This window comes from Citrobacter sp. R-1.5.2 (assembly GCF_035064245.1).
In the GTDB taxonomy this organism is placed as follows: domain Bacteria; phylum Pseudomonadota; class Gammaproteobacteria; order Enterobacterales; family Enterobacteriaceae; genus Citrobacter.
On record NZ_JASEYC010000025.1, the window covers coordinates 1 to 17,567 of the forward strand.

A 17,567-nucleotide genomic window follows, 5' to 3' on the forward strand; every position below is an offset into this window, starting at 1 on the left:
CTCCATGCGGGAGAGGAAAATCTCTTTTCGGGTCTGACGGCGCTTAGTGCTGAATTCACTATCGGCGAAGGTGAGTTGATGGCTCATGATGTCTCTCTGGGATGCGCTCCGGATGAATATGATGATCTCATATCAGGAACTTGTTCGCACCTTCCTTAGCGTTCGAGTTCGGAATCGGCAAGCGGTGTCGTCAGGGGAATTTCTGTCGGGATGTTCAGCCAGTCGGACTTGCCGTAAAAGACGGCGTTGATCTGCGTTTGATAGAGCAGGTGGGTACGAAAACGCTGGAACAGTTTTGCATCGGGAGCAAAATCCGCCTGCCAGAACTGGTTCAGCGGCCCCTGCCAGGTTAACCCTTCGATGTCGTACAGCGCTTTGCCCATCACCTTGAGCGGCTTGTTATGGATCAGCGCCGACAGGCCGGCGGTGCTGTTCACGGTGATGACGCCCCGGGTGTGGGTCAGCAGGGCGGGCAGGGAGAGATCGTGGACATAGAGCACCCGGCCGCTGACGTCATACTTTTCGGTCAGCTTGTTAATCAGGATGCCGTAAAAACGGTGACCACGATCCATCGGGTGATGCTTGAACACCAGATAACGCTCTTTCGACGCATGGCGGGCAAAGGAGCGGATCACGGTTTCAATATAGTCACGCACGTCTTTATACGGGCTGTGATGAATAATCTGGCTGTCGTTGTAGACCTGCAAAATCGCCAGGTAGTACTGGTTATCCAGTTTTTCAGTGATATGGCTCAGCATGTGGCGCTGCTGCCAGCGATACCACAGCTTACGACGACCGGCACGGAACCAGCAGCGCATCTCATACCACGGGGAGAACGACTTGTGGTGGCGGTAGCCCCGGTAGCGATGGCGGCCAAACCAGCCCGCCGCATAGTAGAGCATGGCATGGGCGGCACGGTTAAAGGAACTTGGTTTCCACGGCGTTGGGGTTTTCAGCTCCGGCAGCGGCTGCTCGCGATAATACTTCGCATCAATGGGCATCGAGGAGAAGGCATTCACGCCCCCTTTTTCCAGGGTGATGTAGAAGGGACGGAAATAGCCCTCTTCAAACGCCAGAAAATCGATGGATTTGCTGCGCGCCCACTTCTTCGCTTCGATATGCATCGGGCGACAGTCACCAAAACAGACGATGGTGTCGAAGGGGTAGGTTTTATGTAACTCGCGCAGCCAGAAAGCAAAATTTTTTACTGAGCCGGTGTAGTGCAGCGCGGTCTCTTTCGCGGCATACCATGAGTCCCCGGCATTAAAGCAGACCTGCTTCACTTCACGCTTGCTGCTCTGCAACCAGCTTGCCAGACGTGAAAAGCAGGGGCCCATCGGTCCTTGTAATAAAAGATATCGGCGGCCATTCAGCAGATGGCGGATAGCTTGCTCTTCCATTTTTTTTCCCCAGATCGGTTCCGTTGATGAGACAGGTGAGTTAACGGCTTGATGACCGTTTTTCTTTAATAAATCGGGATAAATAGTGTGCTAACGAAATGTTTGTGCCAGATAGCTCAGCTTGATCTGCCAGCGTTGCCAGCGGCTGGCCTTCTGCGATGAGGAGTTTCCCTGCGCTGCCAGCTGGCGGATCAGTTGTTCCGGGCTCATCCACAGGCCGCTCTGCCAGTCGATATAGCGCGGATAGGCGACCAGCGTCAGGTAAACCAGTGCCGCCAGGGGCAGGGTGCGCTGACGGCGCTCCGCCGGATGGATATCTTCGGTCAGCCCCCAGCCGCTGTAGAACGGCTGGCCCCAGGTGGTGACCTTCACCCCCTGCACCAGCGCTTCGAACCCGCTGAGGGAGGTCATGGTATGCAGCTCATCCACATGGGGATAGAGACTGTTGAGGCCGAGATCCAGCACCTGGCTGTCAACGCAGCGTGCCAGGCATTCGGCCGAGATGGCACCGGCCCGGTTTCCCGCCACCACGTCCGGATGCGGTTTAAACAGGATATGCGCTTCTGGCCGGGCGGCACGCACGGCCCACAGCAGCTGTTCATTGCTGCGAATGACCGGGCTGCCGGTGAGGATCGAGGCATCGCCATCGACCTGGCCCACCACCAGCACCAGCGTTCGCCCGTCGGCCGGCGGGGTGAACGGCTGCACGGTGCCGACGTTATACTTGCTGACCCCATGCTGGCGGAGCAGGTCCACCAGCGCGGCGCCGCGTTCCAGCGCCTGTTCGCTGAGCCGCTGCTGGTTGAGCAACTGCTCCAGCCCGCTCGGACGGCGGCTGTCGAAGTAGATCCCCACCGGGTCGATGGAGAGCGAGGAAGGGCGGCACAGGTTCGAGCCCAACCCCCGGGAGCGGATAAAACCATCCTCCACCCGAATTGCGTTTGCCAGTTCGGGATAACGACTGCCCCACACCAGCACCTGCTCGTCAGCGGCCAGCCGTTTGGGCGGGGTGCGCACAAAGCGCAGCTCCTCAGCCAGCGGCTGACAGAAGGCGCGCATAAAAGCGCGTTTCCACAGCGAGAAGCCCACCATATACAGACGGCGATAGCGCGGGGAGGGGTTACGTTGGGCAACAATCAACTGAATGATATCTTCGGCTTCACAAGGTTTTTGCAGTATTGGGTCAAAATAACGAGGATAGGCAATCAAAGTCGCGAAGGTTAATTGCTCAAGAGTAACTGGTGACCTTCGGTCACAAAACATATTATCGACGGTCAATCCCCAGCCAGCATAAAAGGGCATGCCAAAGCAATACACTGGTTTACCAAGCAGCAATGCCTCAAATCCCATCTGAGAGGAGACGGTATAAACTGCATCGACCTCACGGAGTAATGCATGGGGATGGCAGGGGTCGCTAACTATTTCTAGATCAGGGAGATTGAGCCGGGCCAGCGCCCCATTTTTTTTTCCCAAACGGGTATCAGGATGGGTTCTCAACATCAGGCGAGCACCCGGATGACGCTCACGAGCGGCAGCGACCATGGCTAAAAAACTGCTCTCATCGGCCAGGGCTCCAGTGATGGAAAGATCGCCAGCTACTTGATCAATAAGCAACACTCGTGGGCGAGAGTCCAATCTGAAGCGATGCGTCAGTTCTGGAGGCAAGGTGTGAGCCTCATCAAGACCCGGGTAGACATTGTATTTAGTGATGCCGTGCTGGCACAACAGTGCGGTCAGTCTGGTGGCTCGAACTTGTTCATTTCCGGAGAGCGGTTGAGAAATCAGTCGTTCCAGACGGCTCGGGCTGCGAGCATCATAATAGATGCCCTCATCATCCCATACCAGTCCAAGCGGGAAACCCCCTTGAGCTGGGTGGCCCTGATAACCTATAAATCCATCTTCGAGACGCCAGAATGGTCGGTTCTGCGAGGCTGCTTGAAGGCGAAGACGATCGCTGTTTTTTTTATTACCCCAGCCAATAGCAATATCATCGTCATTAAGGGCAGCACTATGAGATTGATAGCGCACCGGTTGTCCGAGACAGGCCATCAATTGGTCTGCACGTGCCAAAAGACCGCGAGAATGAGTAATGAGCGTCATGTTTTCTTTAAAATGGTGAGCTTATAAGATATAAGGTATTGATTCATAGCTAAAAAAGTTACTTGTGTGATGTTTTATAAAAAAGTCCTTGGCTTAGGCAAGCTCCAGCCTTTCCTTACAATCAGCTAAAGCGTTCGGATCGACCTGAATACTTGTAGGTACTTCAAAAGGTCTATCGGGTGTCAGTGGCAGGCTGTTATCTATATAAGGCTTTTTACCGGCGGCCAGTGAATCGATATGCCATTGTGACCATGCTTCCCAATATTGCTGTCGCTGTGGTGACATCCCCATATGCGTGTAGCCAGTCGACATTGAAGTCATCAGAGAATCTGCACGATGGCTGCCAAGCGTTAAGGGTTGATTGACCTTCTTAATTGCTTTAGTTCCGAAAACAAGCTTTAGACGTGCCAGGAATTCACTGTCAGCACCAGTTCGAACACAATCCCATGCGCCTGCTTCTCGTATTACCTGCTCTCGTCGAAAGAGAGGGGATGCAGGATTAAGGCGTGTTAAAGGGTAAACTGGCCGTGCGTAAAAGACGCCATCATCTTGCATACGAACCCAGTTAGACACAGTACAAACTATGGTTGGGTTAGACAGCATAGGGGCAAGTTGTCGACTTAATTTCTCAGGATGACACCAGTCATCTGAGTCATGGCAAGTCACAAAATCTCCCTTTGCTTGCGCCAAACCAATCCTTTTGGCGGCATAGGTTCCTACATTTCGCGGTAACCTCAGCAGTGTGATGCGATTGTCTCGACGAGCTAATCTTTCCAGTCGTTCCGGTGTGTCATCGCTACTGGCATCATCCACAATTATCAATTCCAGAGACTGATAGCTTTGGGCCATAATGGAGGTGATAGCCACTTCTGCACGAGAGCCAGTGTTGTATGTGGTCATTAACACCGAAATCAGAGGACCTGATTGTGCCTTCGTCACTTTAGCCGCCCTAAGGTTAAGCGGCGATGGAGCAAGAGAAGGGTTAATTAAGCTCAGTGGCGGAAGACTATGCGCCTGCAGAAAATTATTCAGCCGTTGTAACTGGATTTCGGGTGTGCCGTTACAGGTATTCGTTTGCAGGAGCAAAAGCTCAGGATCGATCTCTACAAAATTGGAGGGTAATTGCTCAATCATGCTACGTGCCTGGGCAAGATAGCCATTTCGCAATAGTAGTGCGATATGCATTGCCGGAGGCGCTTTGTGCATGCCTTCAAGCAACATTAAAGCATCTTGTGGCATAAAAGGTGCCAGACCTTTCACCAAAGCCATTCTTTGCCGAAAACGAGTATGTTGTTTCTGGAAAGAAGTCACAATTTCTCGCGCAGCCTTAATCTCACCACATGCAGCCAGCGATACGGCTTTAGCCAGGCTTGTACGCCAGCATGAAGGCTTAGCAGGCTGTCGAGCGACTGAGCGATACATATTCAGCTGGTACATAGCCCACAGCTTTTTCCTTGCTTCTCGTCTGGATTGCCGGTGGTTGACCGTGGCTATAGCATGTGTGAAGCGATTCTGCCGATATCGCCATAAGAAACGTAAATGATTGAGCATGATACAAGGCGGCCTTAAGCGTCGGTACCAAAGAGATCGCGGGTGTAGACCTTAGTTTCTACATCAGCCAGATCAGGGACGTGGCGGTTGGCTACGATGACATCGGCTTGTTGCTTGAAGACTTCAATATTGTGTTCTACCCGTGAACCAAAGAACTGTTCTTCCTTGAGTACCGGTTCATACACAATCACTTCTATGCCTTTGGCCTTGAGACGCTTCATCACTCCTTGAATACTGCTGGCGCGGAAGTTATCACTACCTGATTTCATGATCAGACGATAAATGCCAACAACTTTAGGATTGCGGCGCAAAATATCGTCTGCCACGAAGTCCTTACGTGTTGTATTAGCATCCACAATTGCACGAATTAGACTTTGTGGAACGTCACGATAGTTCGCCAGAAGTTGTTTGGTATCTTTTGGAAGGCAATAACCCCCATAACCGAAAGAAGGGTTGTTGTAGTGATTGCCAATACGGGGATCCAAACCAATACCTTCAATAATCTGTCGGGTATCAAGCCCATGAATAGCGGCGTAGGTATCCAGTTCGTTGAAATAGGCTACACGCATGGCGAGATAGGTATTGGCAAATAGTTTTATGGCTTCAGCTTCGGTGCTATCGGTTAACAGCACAGGAGCATCTTTGCGGATGGCTCCTTCACGTAACAGATTAGCGAAGACCTGAGCCCGCTCGCTACGCTCACCAACCACAATACGTGAAGGGTAGAGATTATCGTACAGCGCTTTACCTTCTCGTAAAAACTCGGGCGAAAAGATTAAATTTTCACAGCCCAGCTCGCGCTTAAGGCGCTCTGTAAATCCTACCGGCACAGTGGATTTAATTACCATTACGGCAGAAGGATTGATTGCCATAACATCTCTAACCACCGTTTCGACCGAACTAGTATTAAAGTAATTTGTTACAGGGTCATAGTCGGTAGGAGTGGCAATTATGACGAAATGTGCATCTCTGTACGCCTCGTGTTTATCGAGAGTAGCCCGTAAGTTTAATGGGCGATTAGATAGATATTCCTGGATTTCTGGATCAACGATAGGGGAAATTCCTTCGTTAATTAATTGTATTTTTTTTGAGTCAATATCTAATGTGGTTACTTTATGATATTGAGCGAGAAGAATTGAATTAGACAATCCGACGTAGCCAGAACCAACAACACATAGTGATCGAGTCAAGGTATTCATAAGTAGATATATAAATCCTATGTTTCACTTATAAGTGAATTAAAGTTTTAGTTATTAGATAATACTAATGCATGGGATATTTTCTTCGGGTGCATATTATTTGATTACTCATGTGGTTAAACTACCCTCAAGAAAAGATAATTCTAATTTTAATTGGTTTGTGTATGAAAAAGAGCTTGCGTGATTTTTTTTGGGTAAAACTATTATTGAATGGATAGAATAACTTTGCAATACAAGGCTACGGAGTATTGGTAATCATGACTAAATGTATAGTGTGTAACACTAATAATGAAGTTGCGTGTCAGCTTACACTAAATTTTTATTGCTTTACATGTTTTTGTAAAATTTATAATTGCGTTTTTGGAGCCGGAATGCCTAAGTGTTTATTGTATATATGGTGAAGGCTATGTTGTAAAATTACTTACGTTCATAAATTGGAATAGGAGCTCTATCCCAATTAATACCTTTTTTCACCACCGATGCAGGAATGCCAGCAATTGCAGTGTTTTCTTCTGTGAATTTTTTTGAAACAATTGAACCGGTACCAACAATTGAATTGTTTGGGATTTCTGAACCTTTTAGAAAAGTTGCTTCAGCACCTACCCAAACATGGTCACCTAATATAATTGGATTTGCTTTGTTCAAAATAGCATTGGTTGATATATCAAAAATAGTATGCCCATCGCAAGATCTGAATACTATGCCTGAACTAAGCATGCAATCCTTACCGATTTTGACAACTAAATTATCATCATTCACAATTGCAAAGCGTGAGCTTTCAATGGAACAACCCTCATCAATAAATAACGTTTTGATTTTACAAGAACAAGCTAATTCTATTCGGCTTTGTTGAATAAATCAGATTTAAGGCGAGTTTCCCTGTAACAGCTCCGACTTTCAGCCGATACGTACACTTTCTGGCATGCCTGCCTTCGTCATTTTGTTCAGCGCACGCACCATGGCCAAAGCCTCTGCAACCTGACCATCGTAGTCACGCAACGTCAGCGAACCACCGAACAACTGCTTTACCCTGTACATTGCCGTTTCCGCTATCGACCGACGGTTGTAATCTGTTGTCCATTTCCACCGTGCATTGCTTCCGCTCAGCCGTTGATTCGCAACAGCACGATTGCGGTCTGCATACTCACCGGACCAGTAGCCCGCTCCCTTTCGGGGAGGAATGAGCGCGCTGATTTTCTTGCGACGCAGTTCGTCATGACATCGCCGCGTATCGTAAGCACCGTCCGCCGCCGCTGACCTGATTTTTCGGTGGGTCTGCCGGATAAGCCCCGGGAAAGCTTCAGCGTCCGTGACGTTGTTCAGCGACAGGTCCGCGCAGATGACTTCATGCGTACTCGCATCAACAGCCAGATGCAGTTTTCGCCAGATACGACGGCGCTCTTTGCCGTGCTTTTTGACTTTCCACTCACCTTCACCGAAGACTTTCAGCCCTGTGGAATCAATCACCAGATGCGCAATTTCACCCCGGGTGGGCGTTTTAAAACTGACGTTAACCGACTTTGCCCGCTTGCTGACACTGGTGTAATCCGGACAGCGAAGAGGAACGCCCATCATGGCAAAAATGGAATCAATAAAGCCCTGTGCGGCTCGCAGGGTCAGGCGGAACACACGTTTAACGACCAGGACGGTGGTGATGGCGAGGTCAGAATAGCGTTGAGGCCGTCCCCGCGATGTGTGTGTGGCGGGCTCATACCAGGCCTGAATAGCCTCGTCGTCAAGCCAGAAAGTGACGGAGCCGCGGTTGATGAGGGCTTTGTTGTAGTTGCGCCAGTTGGTGACTTTGAATTTCTGCTTTGCCATGGGACGGCCAGTGTTGCCGGATGATGCGTGATCTGATCCTTTAACTCAGCAAAAGTTCGATTTATTCAACAAAGCCCTTACAGATGTGCACCTTTGGTTTTAGTTACTTGTGCGCACCCTCTCTAGTTCTCGTTCAAAAACTGGAATGTGAGCGCGATCCCAGCCCACTCCGTTTTTTACCACAGAAGCGGGAATTCCAGCAATTGCAGTGAATTCTTCGGTGAATTTTTTTGATACGATGGAGCCAGTTCCAATAATAGAATTATTTGGTATTTCAGAACCTTTTAAAAACGTAGCGCTAGCGCCGACCCAGGTATGATCACCCAAAATTATTGGTTTTGATTTATTTAAAATAACACCAGTTGCTATGTCAAATATAGTATGGCCATCACTAGGTCTAAACAAGACATTAGAGCTTAACATGCAGTGTCTCCCGATTTTTATAATCAAATTGTTCTCATTGACCATTGAAAATCGTGAGCTTTCAATAGAGCATCCCTCATCTATAAACAATGTTTTGAATTTGCAAGCACAGCCCATTTCAATTTTTGTGTTTCTAACAGGGCGCCGCGCTCCAACTGGCTTCGCCAGCTTTGCCGGTAACGCGCGAGCCTGCGCAGGTATTTCTGCTTGCTCAACGCACCGCTTTCCCAACGGTGCCGGGTACGAAACACCGCATCCGCCAGCAAGACCAACCGGGCACCGATGGGCTGGTTGCACTGCTCGCTACTCTCGGCGATGGCCACGAGATTGCGGGCCACGTGGGCCCAGCACAGTTGCCGCTGGTCGGCGTCGATAAACCGGTAGCCGGCGTACTGGTCGGTCACCAGCACCCCGTCAAACTCGGCGCCCAGCAGCCGCTTGGCCGCCTCCTGACCACGGCCATAGGCCGTCATGAAGCAGACGGCTATCTTGCTCAGCGCCAGCCACATCCAGCGGCGCTCTCCACCCCGCTGATGCCGGGTCTCATCGGCATGAACGTGGGTGGCCGTCTGCACCTGCTGCTTGATGGCCTGGTAGGTCGGGGTGAGCATGGCACTCACCCGCCCCTGCGCCTCACTGATGGCGCCCCGGCTAAAACTCAGGCCGAAATGCTGTTTGAGCTGCTGCTGTATCTGGCTGACGCTCTGGTGAAACTGGCCGCTTTGCAGCGCGATGTAGCTGAGCAGATTGGCCCCCATCTGGCTGCTGCTGACGTTGTCTGGCAGTGCGGCCTGGGTCGTGCCGATACACCGTGAGCAGGTCGCACGATACAGTTGGTGTTCGGTGACGAGATAGCTCACCTCGGGCAGCTCGAACACCTGATGAACCTGATAGGGTTTGGCATGGGCCACCATGTCCCCGCCACAGCAAGCGCAATCGGCGGCAGGGTAATGCGGGACCAGGGTCAGGCGGGCATCAAGCGGATGCCGCTCGCGGCGATGTCCCTTGTGACCGGGCTGCGCCCCCCGTTGCTTGCCGGACGCCGGACGCTTGCGGGCCGGCGGCGGTGCACCGGGGCCGTCGCTGGAAGGCGGCTTGGAGGAGTTGCCGCTGTGCTGATTGAGGCGGTCCTCCAGCTCGGCGATGCGGTCGAGGAGCTTATAAATCAGCTCGTTGGCCTGCTCCAGAGTGGTGGGCATTCCCGCGGAATGCATGGTGTTTTTGCTCATGGGGGGAGCGTATCTAAGGAGCAGGATCAAGCAAGCAGGAAAGTGGGATCAAGAGACGATCGTCTCATTTTTCCTGTGTCAATACTGTTCCGGTGAATACTTACTTTTCGTGGTTTCAAGCGGCCTTACAACAGGGGAAGCGGCATCAGCAGTTCTTCGGCCAAGAGGACACATGTGCTTAGCCCGCTCAGAGCACCGGTGATGCTGGAAGGGGAGACCGAACGCTTGCCCTTCCGGGCGATGATGGCTTGCCCGTTATGCTGCTGGATCTTCTGCACCACGGCCCTGGCGCTGGTGTCCAGATGACGATAGAAGCTGGCGTTGAGCTGGGTCAGATGTAGCAATGACTGGCGCATACGCTCGAATTTCTTGTGACAGACCGGGTTCTGTTTGTGCCAGAACTCTTCAAGGGTGCCGCGGGTGGTAAGACCCGGCAGGTCGTACAGCGCGCGCCCCATGCAGAAAGTCGGCACATTGTGCAGCAGGGCAGAGAGCCCGACCGTGCTGTTGATGGTGACGACACCTTTTAGCAGGGGATAGAGGGTCGGTAGCGGCAACTCATAGCCGTAGAATACCCGCCCTTGCAGGCCAAACAGGGCGATCAGACGGTTTATCTGGGCCTGATAGCTGACGTAGCCCCTGTCCATGGGATGGTGCTTGAACAACAGCACATCATTACGATGGGCATGTTCGGCAAAGGAGATCATCACCTGGGCGACCATCTCCTCGACACCGCTCAGATCCGAGTGTTCCCTGATCTGAAAATCTTCGGTGACCTGCAGCGGCACGAAGAAGATCTTCCCCTTGTGTGCTGATAGAGCCTTGAGCAGGCTGCGGTCTGCCCACTTATGCCACCACTTCACCATACCACCCGCTACCCAGCCTTTGGCCTCCTGATAGAGGTTCCAGGGCCTGTGATTGACAAAATGGGGATAGCGCCAACGCCGCAGGTTCTTGCTGATGTGGTAACGACTGGCATACCAGGCGCGGCAGGCAAAGGTTCTGCCCACACGCAATGGCGCCTCGAAGGGGGCGGGCCACTGCATCTCGGCCAACGAGTCACGCTTGGCATAGAGCGGGCTGAAGGCATTGACACCTCCTTGCTCCAGCGTGATGAAGTCGGGGCGCAGGTAGCCCTCCTCCATGGCCCAGACCGATATCTTCTTCAACTTGCAGATGCGAACGGCCTGCTGATGGTAGAAGCGGCAATCGCCGTAGCAGATCAGGCTGTCGATGCCGTGGCGCTTGATAAAGCGGCGAAAGAAGGTGCTCCAGGCTTCCGGTTTGCCGGTGAAACGTTCGTTATGGCCGGCGCAAGGCCAACACTCATCCCCGCCATTGAAATGGATCTTGTAGACCTCGTGGCCTGCCTCACGAAGAGCCCGGCTAAGAGTCTGAAAGAAGGGGCCAAGAGGCCCCTGTAACAGCAAAATCTTCATCTATTGCTTATCTCTGCATGAACCGGGGGAGGGCAGGGCGGCGTATCAGGGTCTGCGCCAGATAGCCGAGCTTGACCTGCCAGCGTTGCCAGCGGCTCGACTTGCGGCTCTGAGAGTGACCCTGCGTGGCCAGCTGGCGGATCAACTGCTCCGGGCTTATCCAGAGCCCGCTCTGCCAATCGATATAGAGCGGATAGGCGACCAGGGTCAGATAGACCAGGGCTGCCAACGGCAGGCTACGTTGACGACGGGCCGGGGGATGGGCATCGGTGGTCAGTCCCCACCCACTGTAAAACGGCTGGCCCCAGGTCGTGACCTTGACCCCCTGCACCAGCGCCTCGAAGCCGCTCAGGGAGGTCATGGTATGCAACTCGTCCACGTGGGGATAGAGGCTGGTGAGACCGATATCCAGCACCTGGCTATCGACACACTCCGCCAGACAGGCCGCCGAAATGGCGCCAGCACGATTGCCAGCAACCACATCCGGGTGCGGTTTGTAGAGAATATGGGCCTCGGGCTTTGCGGCACGCACCGCCCAGAGCAGCTGCTCGTTGCTGCGAATGATCGGGCTGCCGGTCAGGATGGAGGCATCCCCATCTACCTGCCCCACCACCAGTACCAGTGGGCGACCATCGGCAGGCGGGCTGTAGTGCTCTGGCGTGCCGACGTTGTATTTGCTGACTCTGTGCTGGCGCAGCAGCTCGACCAGCGCCTCTCCCCGAACTACATCCTGTTCGTTCAACTGTCGATAATTGAGCAACTGTTCGAGCCCGCTCGGGGTGCGGCTATCGAAATAGATCCCCACCGGATCCAGCGACAGGGAGGAGGGACGGCACAGATTGGAGCCGAGCCCCCTGGAGCGGATAAAGCCATCTTCTACCCGGATGGCGGTGACGAGATCCGGGTGGCGGCTACCCCACACCAGCACCTGCTCGTCGCCCGTCAGCCGCTTGGGCGGCGTGCGCACGAAGCAGAGCTCATCGGCCAGGTGGCGGCAAAACTCCAGCATAAAGGCGCGCTTCCACAGGGAGAAACCCACCAGATAAAGCCGGCGGTAGCGCGGCGCGGGTTGTTGCTGGCGGGCGATGATGGCGATGACCTCTTCCACCTCGCAGCGCTCCCCCAGCACCGGGTCGTAGTAGCGGGGATAGGCAATTAAGGAGGCGTGAACCAGTTGCTCGAGAGTGGCTGATGTTCTGCGTTCACAAGTCAGAGCATCGTGAGTCAATCCCCAACCGGAATAGAAGGGCATCCCAAAGCAGTAGACCGGTTTACCCAGCAGCAGGGCCTCAAATCCCATCTGGGATGAAACGGTATAGACCGCATCGACTGCACGAAGCAGGGCATGTGGGTGACAAGGCTCGCTCACTATCTCCAAATCCGGCAGCTTTAGGCGTGCCAAGACGCCGCGTTTTTTACCAAAGCGCGTATCGGGGTGGGTGCGAAGCAAGAGGCGAGCGCCTGGGTGCCGATTTCGTGCTGCAGTGACCATTGCCAGAAAGCTCTGTTCATCTGCTAGCGCGCCAGGAATAGAGAGATCCCCGGCCACCTGATCGATAAGCAGGATACGCGGACGACAGTCCATCTCGAGGCGATGAGTAACCGTAGTTGGCAGGGTAAAATGCTCATCTTGCCCTTGATAAATGTTGTACTTGGTGATGCCGTCACGAACGATGCTGGCTGCAACACGCGCTGCTCGATCATGCTGGTGAGCATCAAGGGGTTGGGTAATCAGCTGCTCCAGTCTATTAGGCGTACGGGCATCGTAGTAAATGCCCTTGTCGTCCCAAATGAGGCTAAGCGACAGGCCTTCACGGGCTGGATGGCCCAGATAACCGATAAAGCCATCTTCGAGACGCCAAAAGGGGCACCCTTGATGGGCCGCCAGGTCGCGCAGTGCCAAGCTGTTTTGCTTGTTGCCCCAACCAATGGCGATATCGTCATCACCAAAGGTGTCGCAACGGGGTTGATAACGTACCGGCTGGCCTAGGCAGGCCATCAGCTGGTCTGCCCGGGCCAGCAGACCACGGGATTGAGTAATAAGCGTCATTGTTTCTCTAAATGGGGGCTTGGCGATAACGACTGTGCGTTTCTCACCTGAAATAGGGCTTGCTGTTTGGGATGGAAGTCCGTGCCTGGTTGCACACCTGACTCTATATCTTCAGTCAATTCCCAGAACCTTGTGACACTCGCGCAACGCGTTTGGATCTACTAGCAGACTGTCTGGCACCACAAAGGGCCTATCCGATTTAGTCGGAGGCATACTGAGATCGATATAAGGGAGTTTGCCAGCAGCCAGAGAATGGATGTGCCACTGTGACCAGGCTTCCCAATAGGTCTGACGCTGGGGAGAAACCCCCGTTTGCGAGTAACCAGTATCAACAGCGGTCATCAGAGAGTCGGCTCGGTGGCTACCAAGCGTCAGAGGTTGATTGACCTTCCTGACGGCCTTGGCACCGAATACCAGTTTCAGGCGTGCCAGAAACTCGCTATCGGCACCTGTGCGTACACAGTCCCATGCCCCCGCTTCGCGCAATACCCGCTCTCGCCGAAAGAGAGGCGAAGAGGGATTTAAGCGAGCCAAGGGATAGACAGGGCGAGCGTAAAAAACGCCGTCATCCTGCATACGAACCCAGTTTGACAGGGTGCAGACCAGGGATGGATCAACCAGCAGGGGAGCCAGTTGTCGGCTCAGTTTCTCGGGATGTGACCAGTCATCCGAGTCATGACAGGTAACAAACTCACCTCGTGCCTCTGCCAATCCGATCCGTTTGGCGGCATAGGTTCCCACATTTCGTGGCAACCTTATCAACCGGATACGGCTGTCTTGCCGGGCCAGCGCCTCCAGCCGTTGTGGCGTATCGTCGCTGCTGGCATCGTCCATAACGATCAGCTCCAGCGATTGGTGGCTTTGGGCCAGTAGTGATGAGAGCGCCACCTCTGCCCGATATCCGGTGTTAAAGGTGGTCATCAGCACCGAGATAAGAGGGCCTGATTGCATCTTGGGCTGGTTGGTCGCCTTGAGGTTGAGTGGCGAAGGCGCCAGCGAAGGATCGATCAGGCTCAGGGATGACAGCCCAAAGGCGGCCAAATAAGCATTGAGTCGTTGAAGTTGCTGCCCAGGCGCTCCACCACCGGCATTGGTTTGCAAGAGCGATAGTTCGGGATTGCGCTCGAACGTATCTGGCCCCAATTGTGCGAGCAGATTGCGTGCTTGCTGGAGGCGGTCATTACGTAGCAGCAGTGCAACATGAAACGCAGGGGGAGCTTTGGGCAACCCCTCAATGATTTTCAATGCTTCTCGCGGCATAAAGGGTGCCAGCCCATGGGCCAGCGCCATTTTATTTTGGGCACGTGGAGATTGCTGCAAGAAAGAGACGATATTCTCCTGCGCGGCGGCAAGCTCACCACAGGCGGCCAGCGATACGGCTTTCGCCAGCCTCGATCGCCAGCACGAGGGCTCAATAGGGAACTGCGCTACAGAGCGAAACATATTGAGCCGATACATGGCCCAGAGTTTTTTTCTGGCGTAGTGCCTCGAAGCGCGGTGAGTCGCTGTGGCCATGGCATGGGCGTAACGATTCTGCCGGTAACGCCACAAGAAGTGCAGACGATTGAGCATGGTGCAAGTCCCGACTTAGGCATCGACCCCGAAGAGATCGCGGGTGTAGACCTTGGTATCGACGTCGGCCAGTTCGGGGACGGAACGGTTGGTCACAATCACATCGGCCTGTTGCTTCAAGAGGTCGAGATCCCGCTCCACTCGTGAGCCAAAGAAATGTTCTTCCTTCAACACCGGCTCATACACGATCACCTCGACCCCCTTGGCCTTGAGCCGCTTCATGACACCCTGGATACTGCTGGCGCGGAAGTTGTCACTGCCGGCTTTCATAATGAGCCGATAGATCCCGACAACCTTGGGGCTGCGGCGCAAAATATCGTCGGCCACAAAATCCTTGCGGGTCGTATTGGCATCCACGATGGCCCGGATCAGGCTCTGCGGCACGTCCTGATAATTGGCCAAGAGCTGTTTGGTATCTTTCGGCAGGCAGTAGCCACCGTAACCGAACGAGGGGTTGTTATAGTGCCGGCCTATGCGGGGATCCAGGCCAACCCCTTCGATAATCTGACGAGAATCCAGACCGTGTACCGCAGCATAGGTGTCCAGCTCATTGAAATAGGCCACTCGCATGGCGAGATAGGTATTGGCAAACAGCTTGATGGCTTCGGCTTCCGTGCTGTCGGTCAACAGCACGGGAATATCCTTGCGGATCGCCCCCTCTTTGAGCAGATCAGCAAACTGCTGAGCCCGTTCACTGCGTTCACCCACCACGATGCGGGAGGGGTGAAGGTTGTCATATAAGGCCTTGCCCTCGCGCAGGAACTCTGGCGAAAAGATCAGATTATCGCAACCCAGCTCACGTTTGAGCCGTTCGGTAAAGCCGACCGGTACTGTCGATTTGATAACCATCACCGCGTTAGGGTTGATGGCCATCACATCCCGCACCACCGTTTCGACCGAACTGGTATTAAAGTAGTTGGTCACCGGATCGTAATCGGTAGGGGTGGCAATAATAACAAAATCAGCATTCTTATACGCTTCGTGTTTATCTAGCGTCGCGGATAACTTGAGTGGGCAGTTCGTCAGATAGTGTTGAATATCAGTGTCAACGATGGGAGAGATCTTGTCGTTGATCAACTGAACTTTATGTTGTTCGATATCCAGCGCAATAATATCGTGATGTTGTGCGAGGAGAATCGCGTTGGATAGACCAACGTAGCCGGTGCCGGCGATGGAAATTTTCATGGGTTAGAGTCTATTTAATAGTTGAATATTTCAGTGAATTCTGCAGTATTCTTGGGGTGTGACTTAGTTGAATTCTTTGTTGTTTCATCGTCAGCCACTTAGCAGTGAACTCCCAATAACACCTACCACCTACGGTATTGTTAATTAAGATAATACCACAAGACACTTAATTGTTAACTGTGCTCAAAAGTGTGAATATGAGCACGATCCCAACCTATCCCCTTTTTTACTACAGCAGCGGGAATGCCAGCAATTGCGGTGAATTCTTCAGTAAATTGCTTAGACACTATGGAGCCAGTGCCAACAATAGAGTTATTCGGTATTGTGGAACCCTTTAAAAATGTGGCGCTTGCTCCAACCCAAATATGATCGCCCAAAATTATTGGTTTTGACTTATTTATAACAGTGCCAGTTTTTATATCAAAAATGGTATGCCCATCACTTGTTCTAAACAACACATTAGAACTTAACATGCAATGCTTCCCAATTTTTACAATCAAATTGTGTTCATTGACCATTGAAAAACGTGAGCTTTCAATGGAACATCCCTCATCTATAAATACTGTCTTGAACTTACATGAACAAGCCATTTCAATTTTTGTATTTCTAATTCCTCTAGGATGTGTCCTCTTGATATGAACATGCCCCATACTACCGATAAAAATCTTTGTATTATGAAAAACGGCACCTTCTTCTATTTCTACAACACCACCTTGAGTGCCTTTAAATTCAACATCTAGCCCTTCAATTTTTGGATTTTCTATTTCATCGCCATTAGCGAGTAATAACTTGTATGAAAATTTACCAAATTCAACAGTCATATAAATAAATCCTTGTTAATAATGTTTTTCTTAATCATGATAGGGCATAGAAGATTTGAAATCTTCATACTCAGATGGTATGCCGCAAAATATCACATCGTTATTTGAAATCACGCTGTAACGAATATCACAACCCTCATCAATTAGTGTATTGAACATGGGGGCAATATAGTATTCACCAGCATCGAGGTCCTGTGGTAGCAAGCACTGATAGTCAGTGAATACACGAATAAAATCTTTTGCATATCGCCAAAAATAAATTCCAGTGCAACAATATTTTGATATTTCTTTCTTTTCTGCGGTCAACTTAACTGTAAAATTTTTTTCATTCTCGGGGAGAACATTACTCCAATTATTACCTTCTCCAACAAAAGTCTCTAAGTAACCATCAATTTCTGTAACATCAAAGTTGTCTGGATATGTAAAATTAGGTCTAATCGTGTCAATATTGAAGATGAGTAACTTTTCCTCCATTGCTACTTTAGCAAACATCAATCCTTGAAAAACCGTCTGGGCTTGCCCTAGAGTAGGGTTATCCAAGGTTACTATATCGAAATCTTTAATGCCCAAGTTGATACATTCTGAATAAATAAAGCGATGTATATCTTCAGAATTAAGGGCGATAAACAAAAATTTATCAGAATCAAAATATTTATGGAAACTCCCGACAGAGTGACTAAAAAGCGTTTTTCCATGTGCTTCCAGCATGTACTTAGGTTTGTCATAACCAGCTTTTTTAAAGCGTGATGAAAGACCGGCCATCGGAATTACAATCAT

The 17,567-nt window shown here is 51.7% G+C and carries 13 protein-coding genes and 2 pseudogenes; all 15 read right to left on the bottom strand.

Going from position 1 to position 17,567, the window contains the following annotated elements; genetic code table 11:
• On the bottom strand, positions 1 to 87 hold an 87-nt coding region (locus QMN38_RS24675; RefSeq protein ID WP_016234452.1), incomplete at its 3' end, for a hypothetical protein.
• Between the two features lie 68 nt (positions 88 to 155).
• On the bottom strand, positions 156 to 1,400 hold the full coding sequence (locus tag QMN38_RS24680) for a capsule biosynthesis protein (protein ID WP_113412065.1): 1,245 nt from the start codon (positions 1,398 to 1,400) through the stop codon (positions 156 to 158).
• A 90-nt stretch (positions 1,401 to 1,490) separates the two neighbouring features.
• A complete protein-coding gene (locus QMN38_RS24685; protein WP_323579268.1) occupies positions 1,491 to 3,500 on the bottom strand; it encodes a capsular polysaccharide biosynthesis protein in 2,010 nt (669 codons plus the stop codon).
• A gap of 93 nt (positions 3,501 to 3,593) precedes the next feature.
• Complete coding sequence (locus QMN38_RS24690) at positions 3,594 to 4,937, bottom strand: glycosyltransferase family 2 protein (RefSeq protein ID WP_250109954.1); 1,344 nt, start codon at positions 4,935 to 4,937, stop codon at positions 3,594 to 3,596.
• A gap of 128 nt (positions 4,938 to 5,065) precedes the next feature.
• Positions 5,066 to 6,250, bottom strand: a complete 1,185-nt coding sequence (locus tag QMN38_RS24695) for a nucleotide sugar dehydrogenase (protein ID WP_223042430.1) — start codon at positions 6,248 to 6,250, stop codon at positions 5,066 to 5,068.
• A gap of 417 nt (positions 6,251 to 6,667) precedes the next feature.
• Positions 6,668 to 7,009, bottom strand: a complete 342-nt coding sequence (locus QMN38_RS24700) for an acyltransferase (RefSeq protein WP_323579269.1) — start codon at positions 7,007 to 7,009, stop codon at positions 6,668 to 6,670.
• A 138-nt stretch (positions 7,010 to 7,147) separates the two neighbouring features.
• A pseudogene (locus QMN38_RS24705) lies at positions 7,148 to 8,136 on the bottom strand (IS5 family transposase).
• Between the two features lie 34 nt (positions 8,137 to 8,170).
• Positions 8,171 to 8,494 carry an acyltransferase gene (locus QMN38_RS24710; protein WP_323579270.1) on the bottom strand — a complete coding sequence of 108 codons (324 nt, stop codon included), beginning with the start codon at positions 8,492 to 8,494 and terminating at the stop codon, positions 8,171 to 8,173.
• Between the two features lie 116 nt (positions 8,495 to 8,610).
• Positions 8,611 to 9,723 (bottom strand): annotated as a pseudogene (locus tag QMN38_RS24715) (IS66-like element ISKpn15 family transposase); the annotation flags it as partial.
• Between the two features lie 125 nt (positions 9,724 to 9,848).
• Positions 9,849 to 11,162, bottom strand: a complete 1,314-nt coding sequence (locus QMN38_RS24720) for a capsule biosynthesis protein (RefSeq protein ID WP_323579271.1) — start codon at positions 11,160 to 11,162, stop codon at positions 9,849 to 9,851.
• Between the two features lie 7 nt (positions 11,163 to 11,169).
• On the bottom strand, positions 11,170 to 13,212 hold the full coding sequence (locus QMN38_RS24725; protein ID WP_323579272.1) for a capsular polysaccharide biosynthesis protein: 2,043 nt from the start codon (positions 13,210 to 13,212) through the stop codon (positions 11,170 to 11,172).
• 111 nt (positions 13,213 to 13,323) lie between these two features.
• Positions 13,324 to 14,655, bottom strand: a complete 1,332-nt coding sequence (locus QMN38_RS24730) for a glycosyltransferase family 2 protein (RefSeq protein ID WP_323606289.1) — start codon at positions 14,653 to 14,655, stop codon at positions 13,324 to 13,326.
• Positions 14,656 to 14,799: 144 nt separating this feature from the next.
• Positions 14,800 to 15,969, bottom strand: coding sequence for a nucleotide sugar dehydrogenase (locus tag QMN38_RS24735; protein WP_323579274.1), 1,170 nt, complete (start codon positions 15,967 to 15,969; stop codon positions 14,800 to 14,802).
• A gap of 173 nt (positions 15,970 to 16,142) precedes the next feature.
• Complete coding sequence (locus QMN38_RS24740) at positions 16,143 to 16,790, bottom strand: acyltransferase (protein ID WP_323579275.1); 648 nt, start codon at positions 16,788 to 16,790, stop codon at positions 16,143 to 16,145.
• Positions 16,791 to 16,820: 30 nt separating this feature from the next.
• Complete coding sequence (locus QMN38_RS24745) at positions 16,821 to 17,567, bottom strand: glycosyltransferase family protein (protein WP_323579276.1); 747 nt, start codon at positions 17,565 to 17,567, stop codon at positions 16,821 to 16,823.